Source organism: Micromonospora arborensis (genome assembly GCF_003205615.1).
In the GTDB taxonomy this organism is placed as follows: domain Bacteria; phylum Actinomycetota; class Actinomycetes; order Mycobacteriales; family Micromonosporaceae; genus Micromonospora; species Micromonospora arborensis.
In genome coordinates this window covers 106,931-131,961 of record NZ_PYBV01000009.1, presented here as the reverse complement: position 1 = coordinate 131,961, position 25,031 = coordinate 106,931, and the positions used below count along the sequence as shown (strand labels likewise).

At 71.6% G+C, this 25,031-nt stretch carries 23 protein-coding genes; 7 read left to right on the top strand and 16 right to left on the bottom strand.

Annotated elements, in window-relative coordinates; all coding sequences use genetic code 11:
* Window positions 1-302: 302 nt before the first annotated feature.
* The 6 genes from C7C45_RS06985 to C7C45_RS06965 all read right to left on the bottom strand — a co-directional run bounded on the left by C7C45_RS06985 (window position 303) and on the right by C7C45_RS06965 (window position 6,426).
* Window positions 303-1,865 carry an AMP-binding protein gene (locus C7C45_RS06985; RefSeq protein WP_110562819.1) on the bottom strand — a complete coding sequence of 521 codons (1,563 nt, stop codon included), beginning with the start codon at window positions 1,863-1,865 and terminating at the stop codon, window positions 303-305.
* A 232-nt stretch (window positions 1,866-2,097) separates the two neighbouring features.
* Window positions 2,098-3,006, bottom strand: coding sequence for a JmjC domain-containing protein (locus tag C7C45_RS33960; protein WP_167454673.1), 909 nt, complete (start codon window positions 3,004-3,006; stop codon window positions 2,098-2,100).
* Window positions 3,007-3,020: 14 nt separating this feature from the next.
* Complete coding sequence (locus C7C45_RS33955; RefSeq protein WP_167454672.1) at window positions 3,021-4,244, bottom strand: tetratricopeptide repeat protein; 1,224 nt, start codon at window positions 4,242-4,244, stop codon at window positions 3,021-3,023.
* 140 nt (window positions 4,245-4,384) lie between these two features.
* Window positions 4,385-4,567 carry a hypothetical protein gene (locus C7C45_RS06975; protein ID WP_110562818.1) on the bottom strand — a complete coding sequence of 61 codons (183 nt, stop codon included), beginning with the start codon at window positions 4,565-4,567 and terminating at the stop codon, window positions 4,385-4,387.
* A 190-nt stretch (window positions 4,568-4,757) separates the two neighbouring features.
* A complete protein-coding gene (locus C7C45_RS06970; RefSeq protein ID WP_110562817.1) occupies window positions 4,758-5,972 on the bottom strand; it encodes an acyl-CoA dehydrogenase family protein in 1,215 nt (404 codons plus the stop codon).
* Window position 5,973: 1 nt separating this feature from the next.
* Window positions 5,974-6,426 carry an SCP2 sterol-binding domain-containing protein gene (locus C7C45_RS06965; RefSeq protein WP_110562816.1) on the bottom strand — a complete coding sequence of 151 codons (453 nt, stop codon included), beginning with the start codon at window positions 6,424-6,426 and terminating at the stop codon, window positions 5,974-5,976.
* Between the two features lie 67 nt (window positions 6,427-6,493).
* Between C7C45_RS06965 and C7C45_RS06960 the strand changes: the two genes are divergently transcribed.
* On the top strand, window positions 6,494-7,132 hold the full coding sequence (locus tag C7C45_RS06960) for a TetR/AcrR family transcriptional regulator (RefSeq protein ID WP_110562815.1): 639 nt from the start codon (window positions 6,494-6,496) through the stop codon (window positions 7,130-7,132).
* On the opposite strand, the gene C7C45_RS06955 is transcribed toward C7C45_RS06960, so the two are convergent.
* Window positions 7,107-7,775 carry a DedA family protein gene (locus tag C7C45_RS06955; RefSeq protein WP_208641088.1) on the bottom strand — a complete coding sequence of 223 codons (669 nt, stop codon included), beginning with the start codon at window positions 7,773-7,775 and terminating at the stop codon, window positions 7,107-7,109. The genes C7C45_RS06960 and C7C45_RS06955 overlap by 26 nt on opposite strands.
* Window positions 7,776-7,945: 170 nt before the next feature.
* Between C7C45_RS06955 and C7C45_RS06950 the strand changes: the two genes are divergently transcribed.
* Together C7C45_RS06950 and C7C45_RS06945 are read left to right on the top strand one after the other, a co-directional pair.
* Window positions 7,946-9,097, top strand: coding sequence for a sensor histidine kinase (locus C7C45_RS06950; protein WP_208641087.1), 1,152 nt, complete (start codon window positions 7,946-7,948; stop codon window positions 9,095-9,097).
* Window positions 9,094-9,735, top strand: coding sequence for a response regulator (locus C7C45_RS06945; protein WP_110562813.1), 642 nt, complete (start codon window positions 9,094-9,096; stop codon window positions 9,733-9,735). Before C7C45_RS06950 ends, C7C45_RS06945 begins: the two co-directional genes overlap by 4 nt.
* Before the next feature lie 6 nt (window positions 9,736-9,741).
* On the opposite strand, the gene C7C45_RS06940 is transcribed toward C7C45_RS06945, so the two are convergent.
* From C7C45_RS06940 to C7C45_RS06910, 7 genes are all read right to left on the bottom strand, one after another.
* Window positions 9,742-10,377, bottom strand: coding sequence for a DedA family protein (locus C7C45_RS06940; protein ID WP_110562812.1), 636 nt, complete (start codon window positions 10,375-10,377; stop codon window positions 9,742-9,744).
* 159 nt (window positions 10,378-10,536) lie between these two features.
* Complete coding sequence (locus C7C45_RS06935) at window positions 10,537-11,799, bottom strand: adenylosuccinate synthetase (RefSeq protein ID WP_110562811.1); 1,263 nt, start codon at window positions 11,797-11,799, stop codon at window positions 10,537-10,539.
* Window positions 11,796-12,755, bottom strand: a complete 960-nt coding sequence (locus C7C45_RS06930) for a hypothetical protein (RefSeq protein ID WP_110562810.1) — start codon at window positions 12,753-12,755, stop codon at window positions 11,796-11,798. The genes C7C45_RS06935 and C7C45_RS06930 overlap by 4 nt, the downstream gene beginning before the upstream one ends.
* A gap of 9 nt (window positions 12,756-12,764) precedes the next feature.
* Complete coding sequence (locus C7C45_RS06925; RefSeq protein ID WP_110562809.1) at window positions 12,765-13,736, bottom strand: BUD32 family EKC/KEOPS complex subunit; 972 nt, start codon at window positions 13,734-13,736, stop codon at window positions 12,765-12,767.
* Entirely contained in the window at window positions 13,733-14,485 is a 753-nt protein-coding gene (locus C7C45_RS06920; protein WP_110562808.1) for an NUDIX hydrolase, read from the bottom strand. The genes C7C45_RS06925 and C7C45_RS06920 overlap by 4 nt, the downstream gene beginning before the upstream one ends.
* A 76-nt stretch (window positions 14,486-14,561) precedes the next feature.
* Window positions 14,562-15,422, bottom strand: a complete 861-nt coding sequence (locus C7C45_RS06915) for a MaoC/PaaZ C-terminal domain-containing protein (protein ID WP_425271119.1) — start codon at window positions 15,420-15,422, stop codon at window positions 14,562-14,564.
* A complete protein-coding gene (locus tag C7C45_RS06910) occupies window positions 15,419-16,786 on the bottom strand; it encodes a 3-oxoacyl-ACP reductase (RefSeq protein WP_110562806.1) in 1,368 nt (455 codons plus the stop codon). Before C7C45_RS06910 ends, C7C45_RS06915 begins: the two co-directional genes overlap by 4 nt.
* A gap of 55 nt (window positions 16,787-16,841) precedes the next feature.
* Between C7C45_RS06910 and C7C45_RS06905 the strand changes: the two genes are divergently transcribed.
* The 4 genes from C7C45_RS06905 (at window position 16,842) to purB (ending at window position 23,170) form a co-directional block, all read left to right on the top strand.
* Window positions 16,842-18,134 (top strand): acetyl-CoA C-acetyltransferase, encoded by a 1,293-nt coding sequence (locus C7C45_RS06905; RefSeq protein ID WP_110562805.1) that lies wholly within the window; start codon window positions 16,842-16,844, stop codon window positions 18,132-18,134.
* A 180-nt stretch (window positions 18,135-18,314) separates the two neighbouring features.
* The gene (locus tag C7C45_RS06900) at window positions 18,315-19,316 is read left to right on the top strand and encodes a glycosyltransferase family 2 protein (protein ID WP_244200271.1); all 1,002 of its coding nucleotides are present in this window, start codon (window positions 18,315-18,317) and stop codon (window positions 19,314-19,316) included.
* Window positions 19,309-21,684, top strand: a complete 2,376-nt coding sequence (locus tag C7C45_RS06895) for a hypothetical protein (protein ID WP_110562803.1) — start codon at window positions 19,309-19,311, stop codon at window positions 21,682-21,684. The genes C7C45_RS06900 and C7C45_RS06895 overlap by 8 nt, the downstream gene beginning before the upstream one ends.
* Window positions 21,685-21,745: 61 nt before the next feature.
* Window positions 21,746-23,170 (top strand): adenylosuccinate lyase, encoded by a 1,425-nt coding sequence (gene purB, locus C7C45_RS06890; RefSeq protein WP_110562929.1) that lies wholly within the window; start codon window positions 21,746-21,748, stop codon window positions 23,168-23,170.
* A gap of 270 nt (window positions 23,171-23,440) precedes the next feature.
* On the opposite strand, the gene C7C45_RS06885 is transcribed toward purB, so the two are convergent.
* A complete protein-coding gene (locus tag C7C45_RS06885; RefSeq protein WP_110562802.1) occupies window positions 23,441-24,004 on the bottom strand; it encodes a YbjQ family protein in 564 nt (187 codons plus the stop codon).
* 24 nt (window positions 24,005-24,028) lie between these two features.
* On the bottom strand, window positions 24,029-24,712 hold the full coding sequence (locus tag C7C45_RS06880; RefSeq protein ID WP_110562801.1) for a S1 family peptidase: 684 nt from the start codon (window positions 24,710-24,712) through the stop codon (window positions 24,029-24,031).
* Between the last annotated feature and the right edge of the window lie 319 nt (window positions 24,713-25,031).

Here is a 25,031-nt window from a genome sequence, read left to right as displayed (position 1 = left end):
ACACCCTAACCCTCTGAAGGTTCCGTCCCGCCCCACCAAGATCGGCAGGACGCGCCCTAGCCGAAGCAGGTTACCTTGCCCTCGTTGTGGACCACCTGCCGAATGCGCCCGAGGACCGATCCGCGCTGGTCGACGCAGCGGCCCAACAGTTGGCTGATCAACATTCGGTCGACCGCGTTCACATTGGCGTCTTCAATCTTGGCGCTAATTCTGGGGACAATTTTAAGATCGGGCAATGGCGGTGGCAGCCACCTCATCCTGACGCCACCAGCTGGCGACAGCTTCAGCCTTGATCGGCGCATTCAGCCGTAGTAGCGGCGCAATTCTCGGCTGAGTACCTTGCCGGTGGCGTTACGGGGTAGGTATTTCACGAAGATCACGTCCCGGGGGACGGAGAATCGGGCCAGGTAGTGCCGGACGTACTCGCGTACCGCCTCGGGGTCGAGCGTCTCGCCCGGGTGCAGGGCGAGGAACGCGGACAGCCGCTGGCCGTACTCGGCGTCCGGTACGCCGATCACCGCCGCTTCGCGGACCTGCGGCAGTTGCGCGAGCAGGTCCTCCACCTCGGACGGGAAGACGTTCTCGCCACCGGAGACGATCATGTCGTCGGCCCGGCCATCGACGAAGAGCAGCCCGTCCGGGTTGAGCCGGCCGAGGTCACCGGTGTCGAGCAGCCCGTCGCGGGTTTCCCGGCTGGCACCGGAGGTGTAGCCCTCGAAGAGCATCTCGTTGCCGACGAAGATCCGCCCGACCTGCCCGTTCGCCACCGGCTGACCGTTGTCGTCGAGCAGCTCCAGGCGGGTCCCGTACGGTGGCCGGCCAGCCGTCGTGGGTGCCGCGCGCAGATCCTGGGGACCGGCGATGGAGGCCCAGGAGACCTCGGTGGAGCCGTAGAGGTTGTAGAGGACGTCCCCGTAGACGTCCATGAACTTCGGTGCGAGCCCACCGGGCAGCGCCGAACCGCTGACCGCGACGACCTTGAGCGGCGGGCGCGGGTCTGGCGCGGGTACCTCCAGCAGCCGCTGCACCATCACCGGTACGGCGAACAGCGCGTCACACCGGTGGTCGACGAGGGCGGCGAGCGTGGCGGCCGGGTCGAAGCGGCGCTGCAACACGATGGTGGCCCGTAGCGCGAAACAGACCTGGAGGGCGGCGAACCCCCAGGTGTGGAAGATCGGCGCCGTGATCATCACCCGGTCCCGGGTGTGCAGCGGGATGCGATCGATGATGGATACCAGTGGGCCGAAACCGCTGGGCGTGGGCCGTCGGGCGCCCTTGGGTGCCCCGGTGGTGCCCGAGGTGAGCACGATGATCCGGCCGTCGCGCTCCGGAGGGCGCAGCTCGCCCGGGAGTGCCCCGGCGACCAACTCCTCGCGGGCGCGTTCGTCGAGGCGGGGCAGTTCGGCGGGGAGGCCGAGGACCCGCTCGGCGAACTCGTCGTCGTGCACCAGCAGTCGGAGCCGCTGCTCCTCGGCGACGGTGACCAGTTGGGCGGCGGAGAGCCCGGTGTTGACCAGGACCGCGTCCACACCCAGCAGGGTGGCCGCGACGATCGTCTCGATCAGCCCGTGGTGGTTGCGGCAGAGCACGCCGATCCGGTCGCCGGCCTGTACGCCGAGCCCGGCCCGCATCGACCGGGCCATCCGTTCGGCCCGGTCGAGGAGGTGCTGATAGGTCAGCTCGGTGCCGTCCTCGTCGATGACCGCCAGCCGGCCGGGGTCCCGGCCAGCCGCCTGGCGCAGCTCGCCGGCCAGGCTCCACCCCCACGTGCGCACCGCGTTGAGCTGCGAGGCGATCCGGATCGGGCTGCCCGGCATGAGCAGCCCGCGACGAGTCAGCGTGGCAACGAAGAACGGCAGGTCCATGCCGCAGACCTCCTTGGGGTGGTACGCGGACAGGGCGGCGTTGCTCCCCGTCCGTCGGGGCGTCTTCCCTGATCATGCACCTGGCGTGACGCCAGGCCCAGCCGGCGTCGGCGTGGGGTGACGAAGACGGCACGGATCGTGGATTCCTCGGGCGGTACGGTCGGAGTGTGCCGCCCGGCCCTGGTCGGAACGGGCCTGGCCAGGAGGAAGCCCAGCGATCAGCGCGAGTCTGTCATCGTCGCGCCTCGCCGAGGCAGGGCGTCGTCGGCGGCTTGTGGCGCAGCGCTAGGGCCGCCGCGCGGGCAGCGTCGAGCAGCTCCTGCGGGGTCAGCTCGGCCAGTCGGGTGCGCTGATGCTCCAGCAGCCGGGCTGCCGTGTCGAGAAGCCCGGTCTCCTCGACTGGGCGGGGAGGCAGCTCCAGCTCCGCCGCGAGGTACCGCTGCACGACCGCGCCCAGGTGGGCGACCCCGATGTCCCGTACGGTCAGCGACAGGTGTGCGCTGGTGGATCCGTCGGCCGCCACCGCGCTGTGCGCCGCGCCCCGGGGCAGGTAGAGCACCTCTCCCGGCGCCAGCCTGACCCGCAGCACGACCTGCCCGGGCTGCTCGGCTCGGCCACGGTCCCACCGCCCGTCCGTCGGCGTGGAGTGGACCGTCCACTCCTTCTGCCCCTGCACCTGGACGACGAACACGTCGGCGTCGTCGCGGTGCGGTGGGAGAGCCTGACGCTCGGCAGGTGTGAGGAAGAAGAACGCTTCGACGGGGCGCCCTAGGTCGGTACCCAGCTCGTACGCCAGCGCCGCGGTGGGTGCGTGCCAGTGCTCGATGTTGCGCAGCAGCACGCTCGCGCCCTCGGCCACCCGCCGGGAGACCTTCTCCGGGTCCACATAGTCGGGCAGGTGCCGGTCGGCAACGGTGCGGGGTGCCACGATTCCGTCCAGCGGGTTCTCACCTGCCCCGAGGACCGCGACGTAGGGGGCTCGGAGCAGGCCCCCGGCGAGTGACAGCTCCAGGTCCCGCACGGTGAAGACGCCCACCGGGGGCTGTGTCGGGCGCAGGACTGTCGGGACTCGCCGCCACGACTCCGCGAGGAATGCCGGGACGTCTCCGACCAGATTACGGAGGATCATACTGTCGTTCATCGCATTCATAGCCGTCACATGCCTGCCATCTGTTCGGCCGATACCGGGGGAGTGGGGTCGATGGCTCGGGAGAGGGTGAGGTACTCGCGGGCTAGTCCGACGTCGCCGAGCTGCCGGTATGCCCAGCCGAGGTAGAAGGCGGCCGGCGCGACCGGCAGTCCTCCCTGCGGGAGGATCTGCTTCCAGGCGCGGATGGCGCCGATGAGGTCGTCGGCGGCGACGAGCGCTTTGGCATGCGCTTCCCACACCCGATGGTCGTACGGACTGATGGCGGTCAGCGTGCTCGTAGCCTTCAGCGCCTCGCCGATCCGGCCCTGGCCGAGCAGGGTTTTGGCGCGTGTTTCGTACATCGGGAAGGCATGGTCCTTCCACGAGAGGAGCTCCAACGGCCCGGTCGCCGGCTCGGCCCTTGCCAGGGCGGCAGCGGCTCGGTCGAGCAACTCCATCGTCTTTGGGATGTCTCCGCGCAAGTACGGTTCGTAGGCGATGGCCCGGTAGAACGTGTGCTCGGTGAGGTGGCGATCCATCCCGACCAGGGTCACCTCCGTCATCGCCCGCCGTCCGAGCTTGACGGCCCGGTGCAGCGCTGGCACATCGGCTCCGCGCTTGCCGTTGGCGACGACGACGTAGTTGGCGAGCCGGACCCGGGTCTCGGGTGGGACGGCTGGGTCGGACGCGGCCCGCAATGCCCATTCTTCGAGCAGCGGGTACGCACCAGGGTGCAGCCGCACCAGGGCGGCCATCTCGGCGCGGGCCGTCTCGGGGTTGACGGGGTGATCGGCGATCCGTGCGTCGAGGAGGCCGAGGATCTCACCGGCCCGCCACGGGTACCCCAGGCGCAGCATGAGGTCACTCGCCACGCAGCGCTCCTGAGCCGTCAGGGAATCGGGGTCTCGACAGGCCTCGTCCACCAGCCACCACAGTTCACTGGCGAGGTCTACCGGCATCGCGGCGAAGTCGCTGCTCGTGGCGTCGACCCGATCCCAGCTGGCCGCGTCGAGGATGCGCCGTTCAGGTTGCGGGAAGGTGTTGAAGGCGGGGACCAGGTGCGCTGCCCCGTCGACCAGGTGGCGGGCGATGCCGTAGGTGATGAGCGCGAGGTTGGTGGAACGGGTGACCGGCGCGCCCAGACCAACGTAGACAGGGCAGGCAGCCGGCTGGCCGGCGGTGGTGAGCGACATCAGCCGCTCGGTCAGCGCCTGTGCGCCGGGCACCGATTGGTATTTCGGCAATTCCATCGTCGTGAGATTCCTTCGGCATGGCCGGATCGCGGCCAGCGCCGTTGTTTGGATCAGTCGGGGGGCGGTAGCCGCAGGCCCGCCGGGCCCGTGGAGACCAGGACCCTCGATGAGCGGGCCTGCGGTTACCACGTCGATCGTCAGATGTAGTAGGGCTCGCCGTGCATGTCCTTGTCCCACGCCACCTGCTGGGTGGTGCTGTCGTGCGACTGGGTCGCGGCGACGGCGGGGGCGGCGATTGCGCCACCGAGCGCGGCCGCGGCGACCACACCGAGGGCGATCCGCTTGGCCTGAATCTTCTTGACGGACTCGGACTGTTCCATTTCAACTCCTTCTAGATTCGGCAGTCGATCGAAGCGTTGTCGACTTTTTTTGCCGCTAGAAGATGATTGCTGAGGAAAGAGCAGACGGGCGCCAACCTTAACGCTTCCTTGACACGCAACCCTGCTTTCCTGACGGAAGTTTGACGGGGCCAGTGCCATGAGGACAACGCCAGGGAGTCGGCCCGGTCGGTCAGCGGATCTGCATCCCGGAGATCGCCCGGGAGATGACCAGCCGCTGGATTTCGGAGGTGCCCTCGAAGATGGTGTAGATCTTGGCGTCGCGGTACCAGCGTTCGACGGGGTGGTCGCGCAGGAAGCCGGCTCCGCCGAGCAGTTGCACCGCCTTCTCGGTGACCGACACCGCGACCTCACCGGCCTTGAGCTTGGACATCGACCCCTCGCCCGCGGTGAACGGGCGGTTGTTGCGGCCCATCCACGACGCCCGCCAGACGAGCAGCCGCGCCGCGTCGATCTCCGTCCGCATGTCGGCCAGCGCGAACGCGACCGCCTGGTTCTCGATGATCGGCCGCCCGAACTGGACGCGGTCCTTCGCGTAGTCCAGGGCGTACTCGTAGGCGGCCCGGGCCACGCCGAGTGCCTGCGCGCCGACCGTGGGTCGGGACAGCTCGAAGGTCCGCATCGCGGCCTGCCCGGTGGCCCGCTGACCGGAGCGGGCCCGGTCGAGGCGTTCCAGCAGGGCGTCCCGCCCGCCGAGCAGGCAGCGGCCGGGTACGCGTACCCCGTCGAGGAAGACGTCGGCGGTGTGGGACGCGCGGAGCCCGAGTTTGCGCAGCTTGCGGGTGGCGGTCAGGCCGGGGGTGCCCGGTGGTACGACGAAGGCCGCCTGGCCCCGGGAGCCGAGTGTGGGGTCGACGGAGGCGGTGACCACGTGCACTCCGGCGATCCCGCCGTTGGTGGCGTACGCCTTCTGCCCGGTCAGCACCCACTCGTCGGTGGCCTCGTCGTAGACGGCCCGGGTGCGCATCGCGCCGACGTCCGAGCCGGCTTCCGGCTCGCTCGTACAGAACGCGGCGACGGTCGGCGAGTCGATGTCGCCGAAGCACTGCGGCACCCACTCGACCATCTGGTCGGGGGTGCCGGCGCCGTAGATGGCGGCGACGGCGAGTGAGGTGCCGAAGATGCTCAGCCCGATGCCGGCGTCACCCCAGAAGAGTTCCTCGCTGGCGATGGGCAGGGAGAGCCCGGTCGGGTCGGCCCAGCAGGTGGCGAGGAACTCGAAGCCGTAGAGGCCGACCTTGGCGGCTTCCTGGATCACCGGCCACGGGGTGTCCTCGCGTTCGTCCCACTCGGCGGCGGCCGGGCGCACGACCTCGGCGGCGAAGCCGTGCACCCAGTCGCGTAGATCCCGCTGTTCCTCGTTCAGGTCGAGCGAGAACTCGGCCATGTCAGGCCTTGGGGATGTCGAACAGGTTGGCGATGTTGGCGGCGAGGCCGAGGTCGCCCTTTGCCTTCAGCTTGCCGGTCATGAACATCATCACCGGGTTGGCGCCACCGGAGACGATCTTCAGGAACTCGACCGGGCCCATGGTCAGGCTCAGCTTCGGGTCGTGCTGCGGGGTCTCGTTCACGTCGCACTTGCCGTCGGCGATGACCACCTCGTAGGTGTCGCTGCCGCCGTCCTGCCGACCGGTGATGACCCAGTGGATGACCGCGTTGGTGGAGCCGGCCCGGTCCGCGCGGAACAGCGACGGCATCCGGCCGAAGACCTCGCCCAGGATCTTGCCGCGCAGGTCACCGGCCATCACCTGGGCGATCTTGTCGTCCGGGGTGGACTTGACCAGTTGCGCGAACTCCTTGGGGCCGACATTGGAGAAGCTGGCCGGGTCGAAGTCAGTCATCAGGTGCGCCTTCCGGAAGATTGGCTACTCGCGCGTAACCCTACGCACGAGTAGGTATGCTCGCAAGGTGTCCACCGTTCCCGCCTTCAAGCGCCTGCCACGTGCCGTCCGTGAGCAGCAGATGCTCGACGCGGCCGTCAAGGTCTTCTCCCGGCGCGGCTTCCACGCCGCCAGCATGGACGAGATCGCGGAGGATGCCGGCATCTCCAAGCCCATGGTGTACGCGTACCTCGGCACGAAGGAGGAACTCTTCGTCGCCTGCCTGCACCGGGAGGGCACCCGGATGATGCAGGCCATCGCCGGCGCCGCAGCCCCCGACCTGCCGGCCGACGATCGACTCTGGCGTGGGCTGCGGGCGTTCTTCGGATTCGTGGGCGCACACCGGGACGGCTGGGCGGTGCTCTACCGGCAGGCCCGGGGCGAGCAGCCGTTCGCCCGGGAGTTGGCCACCATGCGGTCCCGGCTGGTCGAGGTGGTCGCCGGGATGCTCGACCACGCGCTGCGCGCCGAGGGCCGCGAGATCGCCGCCGTCGACCTGGAGGTCGTCGCGTACGCCCTGGTCGGCGCGACCGAGTCGCTGGCCGACTGGCTCGCGGACCACCCGGACGCCGACCCGGAGAAGACCGCCACCCGGATGATGAACGTGGCCTGGCTCGGCGCCGCCCAACTCCTGCACGGCGTCACCTGGCGTCCGCCGGCCGACTGACGCCCCCGGCGGAGACAGCGTCGGTGCCCGGCTCGCCGACCCGCGCCGCACGGCGGCGGCGACCGCGATACCAACGAACCACCTCGACGATCAACGTCACCGTCAGGGCGAGGCCCAGACCCAGCAGCAGGCCGCGGAGCGGGTCCTGTTCGAAGGCCAGCCCGCCGACGTAGCCGACCAGCGCCGAGTAGAGCCCCCACGAGCCGGCGGCGAGCGCGTCGAAGGCCAGGAAGCGTCGCCGGGGATAGTGCACCGCGCCCATGGTGAGGGTGACCGCGGTGCGGCCGCCCGGAACGTACCGGGCCACGGTGAGGATCAGCCCACCGCGCGTCGTGATCCCCCGCCGAGCCCAGTCGGCGGCGGCCCGGCGACGACCGTCGGGCGGCAGCCGGTCGAGCAGCCGCGCGCCACCGGCCCGCCCGATGGCGTACGAGACGTGGTCGCCGACCAGCGCCCCGGCAGCGGCCACCAGGATCACCGCCGGCAGGTACGGCGCACCGGAAGCCGCGAACACCCCTGCCGTGATCACCGCCGTCTCGCTCGGCACCACGGGGAAGAAACCGTCGAGCACCGCGATTGCGAAGATCGCCAGGTACACCCAGGGCGAGGACATCGTCTCGTGCAGCAGGTGGATGAGATCCATGGTCCCGATGCTGGTCTGGGCGGCGGCTCCTGCCATCGGCCAGTGGTCGGTCGGACGCCACTACTTAGGTAGCGTCCGGCCCGGACGGCGGGTAGGGGTCTTCCCCCAGCTCACCCGGGTCTGGCGGCGCGGGGCGGGCCGATCCGGCCGGGAAGCCCTACGCTCGCTGCGTGGCCTCCAGCGCCGTCGCCCTGCGGCGGGTCGTCCAGCGGTACGCCCCGCTGCTGCTCGCCGTAACGGTCGCGGCGGCGGTCTGGGCCAGCGCGACCGGTGACATCGGGGTCCGCTCGCCGCTCCCGGGTGCCGTCCCACTGGCACTCGCGCTGCTCTCCGGCTGGGCTGTCGGCATGGTCCGGACCCGCCGCTGGCCGTTGTTCCTGGCCGCGGCGGTCGGTTGGCTGGTGCTCGCCGCCGCGGCGGCCGGGGTGGTCGCCTCGTATCAGGCGGGTCTGCGGCTGCGTGGTCGGCGGCTCGCCGGCTTCCTCGCCGGTGCGGCCGTGGTGCTGGCCGGCGGGGTGCTGGTCGGGCTGGCGGTGGGCGGCGTACGTCGGATGACCACCGCAGCCAGCGGCAACGTGCTCATGCTCGCCGTTTGTCTGGTCGGACTTCCGCTGGTCTTCGGCCTCTGGGTGCGTGCGCGCCAGGAGACGCTTGCCGCCCTGCGGGACCGGGCCGAGCGACTGGAACGCGAGCAGGAGGCCCGCGCCGACCGGGTCCGTGCCGAGGAACGAACCCGGATCGCCCGGGAGATGCACGACGTGGTCGCGCACCGGGTCTCGTTGATGGTGGTGCATGCCGGGGCGCTGGAGGTGACCGCCGCAGACCCGACGACCGTCGAGGCTGCCGCGCTGATCCGGACGACCGGTCGGCAGGCGCTCACCGACCTGCGCGAGGTGCTGGGTGTGCTGCGACAGGCCGGCCCGGGCATGGCGCCGGAGCGCGGGTTGGACGGACTGGACGAGTTGATCGGGGAGTCCCGCGCCGCCGGGCTGCGGGTGTCCCGGCGGGACGAGGGCGTGCCGACGGCATTGCCGGCGACGCTGGGGCGCACGGCGTACCGGGTGGTCCAGGAGGCGTTGACGAACGTGCGCAAGCACGCCGCCGACGCCGAGGTGACCGTCTGCCTGCGCTATCTGTCCGACGGCCTGGAGGTGCTGGTCCGTAACGGCCCAGCAGAGGGCGGGACGACGCTGCCCGGTGCCGGCCAGGGGTTGCTCGGGCTGCGCGAGCGGGTGGAATTGCTCGGCGGCCGGCTGGAGGCCAGGCCCGTGGACGGCGGCTTCCTGGTCCGGGTCCTGATCCCGACGGCGGGTGCGGCGTGATTCGGGTGGTGGTGGTCGACGACGAACACCTGGTCCGTGCCGGTCTGCGGCTGATCCTGGAGGCGGCGGAAGACATCACTGTCGTCGGTGAGGCGGCGGACGGCGCCGGCGCGCTGGAGCAGACCCACCGGTTACGCCCCGATGTGGTGCTGCTCGACGTGCGGATGCCGGGTGTCGACGGGCTGACCGTCGCGCCGGAGGTGATCGCTGCCGGCGCGAAGGTGATCATGTTGACGACCTTCGACCTCGACGAGTACGTCCATCGGGCGCTCCGGGCCGGGGCGGTGGGATTCCTGCTCAAGGACACTCCGCCCCGCGAGCTGGCTGCCGCCGTCCGAACGGTGGCTGCCGGGAACGCGATGCTCGCCCCGACGGTGACCCGGCGCATGATCAGCTCGTTCGCCGAACGTGGTCCGGCCCGTCGGGACGCCGCTCGTCAGCGCCTCACCCCGCTCACCCCGCGCGAGCTGGAGATCGTCCGGGAGGTGGCGCGCGGGCTCGGCAACGCGGAGATCGCCCGACGGTTGACGATGAGCGAGGCCACCGTGAAGGCACACGTCAGTCGGGCGCTGGCGAAACTCCAGGCGGGCAATCGGGTGCAGTTGGCCATCCTGGTGCACGACGCCGATCTGCTCTGACGGGTGTCAGGTCGATCCGGCCCGGTCGGTGGTGGCGGCGGCGCGGCGGCGCGCCCGGTGGCGCAGCCAACGGATGCCCTCGATGCCCAGCGTGACGATCACCGACAGGCCGATCCCGGCGAGGACGCCCTTGACGGGGTGCCGTTCGAAGGCCAGCCCACCGAAGTAGCCGAGCAGCCCGCAGTACAGGGCCCAGGTGACCGTCGCGATCGCGTCGTACAGCAGGAACGACCGGCGGGAATAGCGCACCGCGCCCATGGTGAGGGTGACGGCGGTCCGCCCACCCGGCAGATACCGGGAGGTGGTCAGGATCAGCCCGCCGCGACGGTTCAGCGCGCGCCGGGCCCACTCCGAGCTGGCTCGTCGGCGGCTGCCATCGGGAAACCCGGCGAGTCGTCTCGCGCCGCCTCCGCGCCCGATGGCGTACGAGACGTGGTCACCGGCGCAGGCGCCCAGCGCGGCGGCGACGATCACCGCCGCCAGCTTGGGATTTCCGCTGGTGGAGAGCACGGCGGCGGTGATGACGGCCGCCTCGCCGGGTACAGCCGGAAAGAACGCGTCGACCGCCGTGAGCCCGAAGATCAGCAGGTACACCCACGGCGAGGTGACCAACTGTCGGAGCAGGTCGAGCGCGGAGTCCATGCCCCCATGCTCGCCGGGTGCGACCCGCCCGGTGGCCGAAGACGCTGGATAACCCCCACCTCTCCCCGCGTCGATCTTGCACTTTGTGTCCGAGGCAATCCCTGCAAAAGCCGCATAACAACGACCGAAAGTGCAAGATCGACGGGGTTTGGGTGGGCGTCAGGCCGAGCGGACCAGGGCCGGTGGGGCGAGCAGTGGGCCATGTGGGGTCTTGTCTTCGGCGGTGGGGCCGTGCGCGGTCAGCACCACGGGTGTGTTCAGCTCCGCGCGTACTGCCTCCGCCCAGTCCGCCGGCGGCTCGTCGTACACCGGGCGGGAGCGCAGCAGGCGGGCGGTGAGCGCGGCCTGCCGGTCCAGGTCACCGGGCGGGCCTGGGGTGAGCCGGTCGGTGGTGTCGTAGCGGCGGCAGATCCGCAGGCCGGGGCCGGCGAGGTCGAGGTGGGTGAGTGCCAGGCCGTCGACGCCGCCGGCCGCGGCGAGCGCGTACCGGTGGGCGACCGCGTCGAAGTGGCCGAACCGGAACCGGCCCTGCCACGGGTTCGTCGGGTTGTGCGGGTCGGCCAGCGGCAGTGCCGGGTCCTCGGTCACCAGCGGGCCGGGCCCGTGCCGGGTGGTGACCAGCCGGAGCACCCCGATCCGGGTCGCGCCGCCGGGCTGACCCGCCTCGGCGAGCAGGGTCTCGGCGTTGGCGAACGTGGTGGTGCTCCACGTGGTGTACGGGTGGAAGCCGTGCCACTCGTCGAGCAGCACCCCCTGCGCGCCCTCGAAGACGCAGGTCCCAGCCCGCAGCGCCCCGGCGAGCCAGGTGTCGTCGACGATCGCGACCCGCCCGGCGAACCCGGTGAACGCAGGCATGCAGTCTTCGACCGGTGGCGCGTCCAGTGGGCCGAGCTCGGCGGTCAGCCGGTCCCGCAGGGCGGTCAGCCGGCGGCGTAGCAGCGCTGGGCTGCGGCAGTCGGCGACGCGGGGCGCGTCGTCGGGGTGGGCGAGCCCGTACGCGACGGTCTCGCCCACCCCCAGCCCGCAGGAGCCGTGCCGGTCGGCTCCCCGGGCGATCTCCCGGGCCCGGTTGGCGGCCCGGTGGTACGGGGTGGCGAGCAGCGCCGCCCCGTCGACGGTCAACCGGTCGAGCGCGTCGGAGACCCCGACGGTGGCGAGGTGGTCGGCCTCGGCGGCCAGCGCCAGCGGGTCCACCACCACGTGCCGCGACAGGTGCGTACGGACACCGGGATGGAACGTCCCTGCGCCGAACTGCGCGAACGTGTGGTGCCGCCCGTCGCGCAGCACGACGTTGTGCGCCGCCTGCGCGCCCCCGTTGAACCGCACCACCGTGTGCACCGGGCGGGTGGCGCAGAGCCAGTCCACCACCGTGCCCTTGCCGGCGTCGCCGTAGCCGAGGTCGACCACCGCCACGTGCCTCACAGGCGGGTCACCCCACCGGCGGTGTCGGTGAAGGCCGGCAGCGTCGACACCTCGGCCCGTCGCCCCCGGTCGAGGCGGGCCAGCGCCTTCGACACGGTGCCGGTGGCACCGGAGCCGGCGCGGTCCAGGTCGCGTAGGCCCTCGTCCAGGTCGATGGCCTGCTCGCCGAGGCCGATGGTGAGCGCGATGGTCTCGCAGACCGCGTCGAGGTCGTCGAGTACGACGGCGTTCTGCCCGAGCAGGTCGCGCCAGAAGTCGAGCACCTTGGCGTTGCCGGCGTAGTGGCTGCCGGCGGGGAGCAGGTAGTACGTGTCCCAGCAGCGGGTCACCTCGTCGACGACCTGCCGCAGCGGCACGTCCTCGGCCAGGTCGTCGCCGATCAGGCCGGCCACCTCCCGGGCCTTCACGTGCGGGTACGCCAGCTCGTCGCCGATGATGAACAGGTAGCCGCGCCGACCGCGCTTCTCCCAACTGTCAGTGCGGGTGTGTCGGGCCATGAAGTACATGGCCAGCTCGTACGACTCGGTCATCTGCCCGCCGCCACCGCCTTCGAGGACGATCCGGCCGAGGTCGTCGTCCATCCGGTTGTCCGACTCGAACTGGCCGACCTGCAACGGCACCCGGTCGCAGGTGGCGTCGCCGATCGCGCCGAACATGATCTGCGGGTCGCTGGCATAGCCCTGCCGTTGCAGCAGCCCGAGCAGTTGCGGCAGCTTGGTCTGGAGGGCGCGCGGCACCCTGCGCATCGAGCCGGTCACGTCGAAGAGCACCGCGACGGGCGTCGACCGGGGGTGCTCGTCGGAGTCGCGGCTCTCGCGCATCGCGTCCCGGGGGTCGAGCGCCGGGTGCACGGTGCGCGCGCCGCTGTCGCTGTAGGAGAACGCGCTGCGACCGGTGGAGCGGCGATAGCGGTCGGCGGCGTCGTACACGTCGGTGGACCAGATTCCACTGCCCATGACAGCTCCTTAGGGGGTGAGGGTGAAGGGTCGGAAGGTGCGCGGGCCGTAGAGGCGGTGCAGCACCTGGTCGAGTTCGCGGAGCAGGCGCCAGGCGTCGTCGGGCCGGGCACCCAGGGACCGTTGTCGGCAGCCCTGCGCGAAGGTGTGCAGCTCGCGGGGTGCACGCGCCCCCAGCAGCCAGCTCATGCAGCCACTCGCCATCGCGATGTCGGTGCCCGGCCCGGAAGGCTGCTTGCGAAGGATCTCCTCCGGGTACCAGTCCTCCTGGCCGGGCACCAGCGCCGGGACCGTGCTTCCGACCGGGGTGGAGAAGCACCAGTCGACCAGCACCACGCCGTGGGCGTCCGGCTCGATGAGCACGTGGCGCGGCAGGACCGCGCCGTGCACCACGCCCGCCCGGTGGGCCAGGCCGAGCACCACCAGCAGTCGCCGCCACATCCAGGCCACGTCCCGGGCGTCCAACCCGTCGGGGTACGCGCGCCGCACCTCGTCGAGGTCGTGCAGGCCGGGTGCGGTGGCGAGCACGTTGATCCGCCGTTCGGCGCCGGTCGCGGCGTCGCGGTGCGGGAACTCGTCGACCAGCCGGGGCACGTACGGCAGGTAGCGGGGGTCGCCGCGCTCGGCGATGGTGTGCAGGGCGTGTGCCTCGCGAGCCATCAGGTCGTTGTCGGCGGGCCGTCGGGGGAGCTTGAGCAGCCGGTCGGCACCGACGTCGTAGAGGTCGGCCAGGTCACCCGAGTGGGCCGGCGCGCCGAGGCGGTAGTCGCCGAGGACGGTGACCTGCCGGGCCTGCCATCGGGTGGTGACGTGGATGAACGCGTCGAGGGCTTCGGCGCGTACCGTCGGATCGGCCGGCAGGCGGTCGGGGTGCAGGGCCGCGACCAGCTCGCGGTAGCGCCGGGCCGGCTGGTCCGTGCCGAACAGGTCGGCGTCGGTGCGGGCGGCCGTGACCAGGTCGATGGCCGCCGCTGTCCTCATCGCACCGTCTCCTCGCGGGCGGGGCGCAGCAGTGCCGGGTGCAGCAGCCGGGCGTCGCCGGCCCGGTAGAGCCGGGCGCGTGGGCCACCCCGGGCGCCACCGCGCTCGGTGCTGGTGCCCGTGCTCTCCACGAAGCCCGGCACGGAGAGCACCTTGCGGTGGAAGTTGCCGGCGTGCAGTGGGTGGCCCCAGACCGTCTCGTAGACGGCGCGCAGCTCGCTGATCGTGAACTCGGCGGCGAGGAACCGCGTGGCGAGCGGTGTGTATTCCAGCTTCGACCGCGCCCGCTCCAGCCCTTCGTCGATGATCCGGCTGTGGTCGAAGGCGAGCTGCCGGCTGGTCAGCGCGGTCACCGGCAGCCAGATCGCCGCGTCGGCGTCGGTGCCGGCGGCCGGGTCCGGCAGGTCGGGGGCGAACGCGAGGTGGGCGACCGAGACGACGCGCATCCGCGGGTCGCGGTCGGGGGCGCCATAGCTGCCCAACTGCTCCAGGTGTACGCGGCGCAGCCGAACGCCCCCGAGCCCGGTCTCCTCGGCCAGCTCACGTCGGGCACCGGCGGTCAGGTCCTCGTCGGGGCGGACGAAGCCGCCCGGCAACGCCCAGTGGCCCTCGAAGGGCGGCTGACCGCGCTGGATCAGCAGCAGGTGCAGTGCGCCGTCGCGGATGGTCAGCGCCACCACGTCGACGGTCACCGCGACCGACGGGTAGGCCCCGGGGTCGTACGCGGCCAGGAACTCCTGCTCGTTCATCGCGTCTCTCTCATCTTGAGAACATCTCGCTCTGAGAACAACTTAGCGCACAGGTGCACACCTGCCAAGGGGCGACTCAGCGCAGGTGGCCCGCCAGGTGCGGTCGACCACGCGAGTCGTGCAGGGCGAACCCGCCATCGGGCAGAAGAGCGAAGCCCACCGTGCTCGGTAGCGGCACGGGCAGCTTGAAGGCGACCTCGACGGTGTAGGCGTCCGGCAACCGGTTCTCCAGCGCGGCCAGGCAGCGAGCCTTGCTCCACATGCCGTGCGCGATCGGCCGACGGAAGCCGAACAGCCGCGCCCCGAGCCGGGACGTGTGGATCGGGTTGTGGTCGCCGGAGACCCGCGCGTACTGCGTACCGACGCGGGGTTCCACCCGCCACCGGGCCGTCGCGGCCGGCGCCTCGGGGCGTCCACTCCGGTCGCTCCCGCCCGGCGTGCGCTCCCGACCCAGGTACGTCGAGACGCCGCGCCACACCTCCTCCCCGTCGACCGAGCCGACCAGCACCACGTCCACCTGCCGCCCCCGGTCGTGTGGGCGCAGGTTCGCCGCGTACGCGGTGAAGTCGAGGGTCTCGTCGGCGGTGATCGGTCGGCCTACGGTGATCCGGTTGCCGACGTGCACCAGGCCGATCAGCGGGATGGGGAAGTCCGGAGCGGTCATCAGGCGGAGGGTCAGCGGGAAGCCCATGACGTGCGGAAACGTCGCGGGCAGCCGGTCGCTGAGCCGGAACCCGCAGACCCGGTCGTAGTCGGCCAGCCGCGCCCGGTCGACGGTCACCCCGCCCACGGCCAGCTCGACCGCCGGCAGGTGCCGCCCACCGCGGGAGACCGGTAGCGCGCCGAGCAGAGCCCGCCGGTAGAGCGGCCCGACAGCCGGCATTCGGGACAGCTCGACCCGAGTCCGGCCGCCCGACTCCGAGCCCGCGCCCATCACGCCCCCAGTAGGCTCTGGCCGCAGACCCGGACCACGTTGCCGCTGACCGCGCCGCTGGCCGGCCAGGCCAGCCAACCGATCGTCTCGGCCACGTCCACCGGCAACCCGCCCTGGGCCAGGCTGTTCATCCGCCGTCCCGCCTCGCGGACCACCAGCGGGATGCGCGCGGTCAGCCGGGTCTCGATGAAGCCGGGGGCCACCGCGTTGACGCTGATCCCCCGCTCGCGCAGGGCCGGGGCGAGCGACTCGACCAACCCGATCACGCCGGCCTTGCTGGTGGCGTAGTTGGTCTGCCCCCGGTTGCCGGCGATCCCGGCGATCGAGGAGACCGACACGATCCGCCCGCCGGTCGGGATCAGCTCCCGCTCCAGCAGCACGTCGTTGATCCGCTCCTGGCTGGAGAGGTTGACGTCGATCACCTGGTCCCACCGGTCGGCGTCCATCCGGCCGAGCGTCTTGTCCCGGGTGATGCCGGCGTTGTGCACCACCACGTCGACCCGGCCGTGCCGGCCGGCCAGGTGATCGGCGAGTCGGGTCGGCGCGTCCGGCGCGGTCAGGTCGAGCTGCACGGCCGTGCCGCCGATGTCGTTCGCCACCGCCGCGAGCGCGTCCCCGGCGGCGGGGATGTCCAGCGCCACGACCTGCGCGCCGTCGCGGGCGAGCACCTTCGCCAGCGCGGCACCGATGCCCCGGGCGGCGCCGGTCACCAGCACGACCTGCCCGTCCAGGGGGCGGTTCCAGTCGGCCGGCGCACTCGCCGTGCCAGCGCCGACCCGGATGACCTGCCCCGAGACGTACGCCGAGCGCCCGGACAGGAGGAACCGGAGGGTCGACTCAAGGCTCGTGCGGGTGCCGTTCTCGGCGCGGGTCACGTAGACGAGTTGCGCGGTGGTGCCCCGGCCGAACTCCTTGCCGATGCTGCGGACCAGACCTTCCAGGGCACGTTGGGCGGTCGCCTCGCGGGGCGACCCGCACTCCGGTGGCGGTGTGCCCAACACGATCACCCGCCCGCTGGGCAGCACCGCCCGGGCCTGCGGGTGGAAGAAGTCGTAGAGCTGACGCAGGCCGGTCGAGTCGGTGATCCCGGTGGCGTCGAAGAGCAGCGCGCCGTACCGCTGCGGTGTGCCGGCCGCGGCGTCGATGCCGGCGACCGGGTCGGCCAGCTCGACCCCGGCGTTGGTCAGGATCCTGCTGATCGGCTCGGTGAGCCGGCCGCCGGTGGCCGGGCCGAGCAGGGCCGGTCCGGGCAGCAGTGGGTCGCCGGGGTGGTGCCGGCGCAGCCGGGGCGGGTCGGGCAGCCCGAGGCGCTTGACCAGCGCGCGGCCGGCGGCCGATTGGACGAAGCTCGCGTACCTGTCGGTCATGGGCGTAGCCTACTGGCGAGTAGGGTTCGGGCAACACACGTCGAGGAGGCGGATCGTGCAGAGCATCCGGCGCGTCGCGGTCATCGGGGGCAACCGCATCCCCTTCGCCCGTTCCAACTCCCGCTACGCGGACGCGTCCAACTCGGATCTGCTCGGCGCCGCACTGGACGGCCTGATCGCCCGGTACGGGCTGGCCGGGCAACGGGTCGGCGAGGTCGTCACCGGGGCGGTGCTCAAGCACTCCCGCGACTACAACCTCACCCGCGAGGTGGTCCTCGGCTCCCGGCTCGACCCGCACACCCCGGCGTACGACATCCAGCAGGCCTGCGGCACCGGCCTGGAGGCGGTGATCCTGGTCGCCAACAAGATCGCCCTCGGCCAGCTCGACGTGGGCATCGCCGGCGGTGTCGACACCACCTCCGACGCGCCGCTCGCGGTCAACGAGGAGATGCGGCGCACGCTGCTCAAGCTCAACTCGGCCCGTACGCTCGGCGAACGGTTCAAGGTCGCGGCGAAACTGCGCCCGCACCAGCCGTTCAAGCCGGAGATCCCACGCAACGCCGAACCGCGTACCGGTCTGTCCATGGGTGACCATGCCGCCCGGACCGCGCTGCGCTGGCAGATCGACCGGCGCTCCCAGGACGAGTTGGCGCTGCGCTCGCACCAGCGGCTGGCCGCCGCGTACGACCGGAACTTCTTCGACGACCTGATGACGCCGTACCTGGGGCTGACCCGCGACGCGAACCTCCGCCCCGACACCAGCCTGGAGAAGCTCGGCTCGCTCAGGCCGGTCTTCGGCACCCGCGGCGCGGACGCCGAGCACGCCACCATGACCGCCGGCAACTCGTCACCGCTCACCGACGGGGCGTCCACCGTGCTGCTGGCCAGCGAGGAGTGGGCGGCCGCGCACCACCTGCCGGTGCTGGCCTGGTTCGACTGGTCGGAGACCGCCGCGGTGGACTTCGTGCACGGCGACGAAGGGCTGTTGATGGCCCCCGCGTACGCGGTGCCACGGATGCTGGCCCGGGCCGGGCTGACGCTGCAGGATTTCGACTACTACGAGATCCACGAGGCGTTCGCGTCGCAGGTGCTGGCCACCCTCGCCGCCTGGGAGTCGCCGGAGTTCTGCACGGACCGCCTCGGCCTGGACGCGCCGCTGGGCGCGATCGACACCGACCGGCTCAACGTGAACGGCTCCTCGCTGGCTGCCGGTCACCCGTTCGCCGCCACCGGTGGGCGGATCGTGGCGACCCTGGCCAAGCTGCTGGCCGAGCGGGGCAGCGGGCGCGGACTGATCTCGATCTGCGCGGCCGGTGGCCAGGGCGTGACCGCGATCCTGGAGCGCTGAGCGCGCGGAACGTCCCTTACCGGGGCGTCCGCCAGCAGGCGTTAATGGACCGTTCAGGATCCGGCCCGCTGGTGGAGGGTTTGCCACGCGATGGTGGTCGCTGCCGCGCCCTGGGCGCGATATCGATCACTCCTGCGTGCGGAACGGGGCCGTAACACGATGGAGTCCGTCGTCCCACGGATGACCACCCTCTCGGTGGTCATCCCCATGTTCAACGAGACAGCGGTCATCCCGGCCCTGGTCGCCCGGCTGCGACCGGTGCTGGACGCACTCGGCGTCGACTACGAGGTGGTCGCCGTCGACGACGGCAGCCGGGACGACACCGTGTCGGTGCTCTTCGACCACGGCCGGGACTGGCCGCAGTTGCGGGTGCTCCGACTGCGGCGCAACAGCGGCCACCAGGCGGCACTGACCGCCGGCCTGCACCGTGCCATCGGCCGGTGGGTGGTCAGCCTCGACGCGGACCTCCAGGATCCTCCGGAGACCATCGCCGAGATGCTCCGGGTGGCCCGCGAGGACGGCGTGGACGTCGTCTACGGCGTGCGCGCCGACCGCAGCACCGACACGGTCTTCAAGCGCAACACCGCCCGGGGCTACTACTGGCTGATGCGCCGGATCGTCGGGGGCGATCTGCCCGCCCAGGCCGGCGACTTCCGGTTGCTCAGCCGGGATGTGATCGAGGTGCTGCGCCGGCTGCCCGAACGCGCACCGGTCTACCGGCTGCTGGTGCCGTCGCTCGGCTTCCCCAGCGCCGAGGTGCGCTATGACCGCGCCGCACGGGCCGCCGGGGAGACGAAGTACCCGCTGCGCCGAATGGTGGCTCTGGCCTGGGAGAGCACGGCCAACTTCTCGGCCGCGCCGCTGCGACTCGCCACCTGGCTGGGGATGTCGAGCTTCCTGCTCTGTCTCGCGCTGATCGTGTTCGGCATGGTCGCCCACGTCTCCGGCACCACGATCCCCGGCTGGACCTCGATGTTCGTCGCGGTGCTGCTGCTCAGTGGGGTGCAGTTGGTCTGCCTTGGCCTCCTTGGCGAGTACGTCGGCCGGATCTACGCCACCGTGCAGAACCGGCCGGCCTTCCACGTCGGGTTCGACTCCCTCGACAAGTTGCCCGGCGCCGAGACCGTCGACGACGGCGCGCGTACGCCGAACTTCGGGCCGGCGGTCAGCGCCCATGGCTGACACCCTGCTGGCCGAGCGGACCGACACCTCGGCCCCGGTGGCACGCCGGAACGCCCTCCTGCCGGCACTCACCACGCTCCCGTGGGCGCTCGTCATCGCCGCCCTGCTCCTGGTCTGGTCGCGCGGCGACGTGCCGGCCTCTGACCTCGCCCGGTTCTCCGCGTACTGGGTGTTCGCGCTGGTGCTGCCCGGGACCCTGGTGCACCGTGCACTGCGCGGCAGCCGGGGCAACCTTCCGGAGGACCTCGCCTACGGCGCGGCCACCGGCCTGCTGCTCGAGATCGTCGCCTGGGCGCTGGCCGCGGCGACCGGCCAGCAGTCCCTGCTGCGCTGGTGGCCGCTGCCCGTGCTCCTCGCCTTCGCCGCCGTCCCCGGGCTACGCCGGCACTGGCGGGTCGGCGAGCGCCGACCGTTGCCGGTCCTGTGGCACTGGGCGATGGGCGTGGCGCTGCTGGTCGTGGTGGCCTGGGGGTACGTCCAGTGGCGGATGGTCCCGCTGCCACCGGTGTACGGCGGCTACTACCAGGACCTGCTCTACCACCTGGGGTTGGTGCAGGAGCTGACCCGGGCGATGCCGTTCGAGTTGCCGCACGTCGCGGGGGAGGGGCTGCGCTACCACTACCTCTCCGACGCGCACATCGCCAGCGCCAGCATGATCACCGACATCGCGCCCACAACGGTGCTGCTGCGACTGTGGCTGGTGCCGGTGATCGGCACGGCGGTGGTTCTCGCGGCCGGGCTGACCCGCGACCTGAGTGGGGCCGTCTGGGCCGGTCCGGTGGTCGCCGTCGCCGGCTTCGTCGGGACGACTGTCACGCTCGGCTCGGCGGTGGGCGCGTCCGGTGAGATGCCGCTGTCGTACGCCAGCCCGTCCCAGACGTACGTGCTGGTGCCGTTGCTGTTGCTCGTCGGCCTCTGTGTCGACGTGGCGCGAGGGCGGTCCCTCGGCCTGGCCTGGGCGCTGGTGCCGGTGCTCGGCCTGGTGTGTGCGGGGGCGAAGTCCAGTGCGTTGCCACCGCTGATCGCCGGCCTGGGTCTCACCGCGGTCGTGTTCTGGTGGCGGGAGCGGCGGGTGCCACGGCCTGCGTTGGTGGCGCTGGCCTGTCTCGTGGCGGCGATGGCGCTCGGTTTCCGGCTGTTCGCCGGTGGCGGGGCCTCCACGCTGCGCGTGCAGGCGCTGGCGTTGCTGCACTTCATCGGCCCGTACTCCGAAACGCTCGGTGGGGGCGACGGAATCTGGCCGGACGCCCCGCTGCCGCCGGGTATCAACGACGGCGGTGCCCTCGGCTGGCTGCTGGCGTTCTCCGTGGTCGCCTGGTGGGTGCTGGGCCAGGCACCACGGTGGGTGGGCATGACCCTGCTCGTCGAACGGGAGCACCGGGCCGACGCGGCCGTCTGGCTGCTCGCCGGCACGGTGCTCGCCGGAGCGGCCACCACCTGGGTGTTCCAGCATCCGTCGATCAGCCAGATCTACTTCTGGATGGGTGTCATTCCGGTCGGCGTCGTGTTGACCGCCTGGTCGCTCGCCGTGGCCCGGGCACCCTGGCCGGTGCTGGTGGTGCCCGCCGTGGCCGGCGCGTTGGCGGGGCTGGCCACGGCCGGCACGGTGGTGGGTTTCGCGTGGCCGAAGATCGCCCGACCCGGCACCCCGTACACCTCGACCATCGAGGGGTGGCTGCGGGTGCTGGGTGTCTCGGCGGTCCGGTACGTGCTGTTCGTGGCGGTGGCCGCCGCGCTCGCCGTCGGGGTGGCCGCCCTGTGGCGGCGGCGCGTTCCGTCAGCGGGGGGTCGTCGACGGGCGGCGACGATCGCGGTGGCCGGCGTCACCGCCGCGATGCTCGGTGCCAGCGGCGCCGTCGCCGTTGGCGGGGTCGTCCGCTCGGTGCTGACCGAGCCGGTGCCGACGACCGGGCCGCAGCCGTACGCGCTGACCGTCGACGAGATGCGCGCGGCGTTGTGGCTGGACGAGCACGCCGCCGACGACGACGTGGTCGCCACCAACGTGCACTGTCGGCCGGTCAAGACCACCCCACACTGCGATGCCCGGGCGTTCTGGGTGACCGGTCTGGGCGGCCACCGGACGGTGGTGGAGAGCTGGGGTTACACCGACGCGGTAGTGGCCGCGCACGGCGTCGACAACCTGGGGTACGCCCGACAGAACTTCCCCGATCAGGAGCTGCTCGCGTTCAACGACGGGGTGTTCACCGCGCCGACCACGGCCGACCTGGATCGGCTCCGGACGCAGCACCGGGTCCGGTGGCTGTTCGCCGACACCAGGGCGGGCGCGGTGTCGCCGGAGTTGGCCCGGCTGGCCCAGGTGCGGCTGGTCGCCGGCTCGGTCACCGTCTACGAGGTCAGCCACCCCTGAACGGCCTCGGCAACCCGGCCCGGTTCCGGTGCAGGCCCGCGGGTGCGGGACAATGAGGTACGTGACGACGATCCCCAACGTGCTGGCCAACCGGTACGCCTCGCCCGAATTGGTCGCCCTCTGGTCTCCAGAGGAGAAGGTCCGGATGGAGCGGCGGCTCTGGCTCGCCGTGCTCCGCGCTCAGCGCGACCTGGGCGTGCCGGTGCCGGACGGTGTGGTCGAGGCGTACGAGCGGGTGCTCGACCAGGTCGACCTCGCCTCGATCGCGGAGCGGGAGCGGGTCACCCGGCATGACGTGAAGGCCCGGATCGAGGAGTTCAGCGCGCTCGCCGGGCACGAGCACGTGCACAAGGGGATGACCTCGCGGGACCTCACCGAGAACGTCGAGCAGCTCCAGGTGCGCGCCTCGCTGGAGCTGATCCGGGACCGGGTGGTGGCCACCCTCGCCCGCCTGGCCTGGCTGGCCCACGAGCACTCCGAGCTGGTCATGACCGGCCGTTCGCACAACGTGGCGGCGCAGGCCACAACGCTCGGCAAGCGCTTCGCGTCGGCGGCGGAGGAGCTGCTGATCGCGTACGAGCGGCTGGAGGAGCTGATCGCCCGCTACCCGCTGCGCGGGATCAAGGGGCCGGTCGGCACGGCCGCCGACCAGTTGGACCTCTTCGACGGCGACGCCGACAAGGTGGCCGAGTTGGAGCAGCGGGTCGCCGAGCACCTGGGCTTCTCCCGGGTGCTGGACAGCGTCGGGCAGGTCTATCCGCGGTCGCTGGACTTCGACGTGCTGGCCGCCCTGGCCCAGACCGCTGCCGCGCCGTCGTCGCTGGCCACCACGATCCGGCTGATGGTCGGCCAGGAGTTGGCGACCGAGGGCTTCAAGCCGGGCCAGGTCGGCTCCAGCGCGATGCCACACAAGATGAACACCCGCTCGTCGGAGCGGGTCAACGGGTTCGCCGTGATCATCCGGGGTTACCTGTCGATGGTCGGCGAACTGGCCGGTGACCAGTGGAACGAGGGGGACGTGTCCTGCTCGGTGGTCCGTCGGGTGGCCCTGCCGGACGCGTTCTTCGCCGCCGACGGGCTCTTCCAGACGTTCCTCACCGTGCTCGACGAGTTCGGCGCGTACCCGGCAGTGATCAACCGGGAGTTGGATCGGTTCCTGCCGTTCCTGGCCACCACGAAGATGCTGGTGGCGGCGGTCCGGCGTGGAGTCGGCCGGGAGGTCGCCCATGAGGTGATCAAGGAGCACGCGGTCGCGGTGGCCCTGGCGATGCGCGAGAAGGGCTCGCCGGAGAACGACCTGTTCGACCGGTTGGCGGCGGACGGCCGACTCGGCCTGTCCCGCGCCGACATCGACACCCTGGTCGCCGACCGCAGCGCCTTCGTCGGCGCCGCTCCCGCCCAGGTGGCCGCGATAACCCGCCGAATCACCAAGGTGGTCCAAACCCACCCCAACGCCGCCACCTACTCCCCACCCCCCATCCTCTAGCCCCCGGCGACTTTCGGCGCCTTACGTCACTGCCGGACCCCACGTCACCTACCCCGGGACATGATCGACACCACATCGCCGACATCGGGGTATCCCTCGCCTCGGATGCCCCCATGTCGGCGAAATGGAGTTGATCAGCCCCCGGCCCCGCTATCCCTTGTTGATCATGAGGTTGTCGTCGCGACACGCCGGTGTGGCGGGCGACAACCTCATGATCAACGCGGTGGGAGCGGGGTGGGGCCGGGCCGGGTGGGAACAATGGGTGGGTGGTTAGTCGCCGGTTGGGGTTTCTGCGGCGGTTCTGAGGTTGGGGGCGCTGGCTGGTTCGGCGATGCCGCCGGGAGACCCGGTGAAGCCCGCGACCTCCGCGGTCCCCGCCGCGACGGCCGGCTGGTCGGCCGGCATGACCTCGGGCATCTTGGGTACGGCGACCACTGCCGTTCCGTACGCGCAGATCTCCATCCACATCTCACCGCAGTCCCGGCTGTCGAACCGCATGCCGATCACCGCGTTCGCGCCGAGCCGCAGGGCCTCCTCGCCGAGCCGGGACACCGAGTCGGTGCGCCACCGGGTCAGGTTGTCCGGGGCCATCGGGTCGTACGCGCCACCGCGCAGGTTCTTGACTCCCTCGCGGTACGGGTTGCGCGTCCTGGCCATCGATGACACCACCTCACCGAGAATCTGGCGGATCTCATAGCCGGGCAGTTGCTCTGTCGTCACGACCAGCACGTTTCCGATGCTGTCAGGAGTGGCGCGACCCGATCGGGTGCATTGTTCACCTGATCGGATGCTGCAAAACGACGCGGCGCGGACGGCCGGCGCGCTGCCGACCATCCGCACCGCCCGGGGCGCTAACCGTCAGACACCGGCCACCGAGGTGATCCAGGCCCGGTTGTACGCAACGCTGCCGTAGTTCTGGATGCTGTAGCCGTCGGCGGTGGAGGCGACGCCGACCTGCTGGCCGTTGTAGAACTGTGGGCCACCCGAGTCGCCCCGCCACGCGTTACCGCTGATCTCGGTGCTGCGGATCGCCTGCCCGCCGTACGCGTCGGTGACGCTGTTGCTGGTCACCCGCACGGTGGCGGTCTTCAACTGGCTGGACGCGGAGCAGCCGCTGTAGCAGGTCATGCCCCAGCCGTAGATCGAGTTCGTCGAGTTGATGGGTGGGTTGCTGCTGGCCAGGGTCACCGTCGAGGTGCTGACGGTGCTGGAGAGCCGCATGAGTGCGAGGTCGTTGCGGGTGTAGGTGGCGCTGACCGTGCGGGTGACCCCGCCCGAGGCGCGGTAGACGCTGCCGACCCGGACGGACATGGTGCCGCTGATGCAGTGCCGGGCGGTGAGCACCCACTGCGAGGCGATGACGCTGCCGGAGCAGGTGAACGAGCCGTTGCTCAGCACCGCGGCGGCCCAGGGCGCGGACGAGACGGTGTTGCCGCCGATGATGGGTTGCGGGCCGGGCGGGGCGGCGGACGCGCCGGAGGCGGCGCCGAGGGCGCCGACCAGCGCGGTGCTGAGTACGACGAGCAGGGGGCGGATGCGCATCGGGTGGACTCCTTGGGCAGGGCGGACCCGGGGTCGCCGGGTGCGGGAGGGCGGCAGCGGGGGTTCCCGCCAACACTCCAATCGACTTCCGTCGATGTACGATAGGGCCCGAGGTCATCGTTATCAAGGCGCGGATCGAGATCGCCAAATGTAACGATTTGGCGACCCGTTGCGCCGTGTATGTCCTGCTGAGGCCACCTGTCGCGCCTGTTGGGCCGACTTGAGCCTCGGTAATGTCGATCACTGCCTGAACTGCACCCGGCCGGTGCGTCCGCGGCGATATCTGCCAGGTACGCTGGCTGCGCTCGCCCGTTGTGGG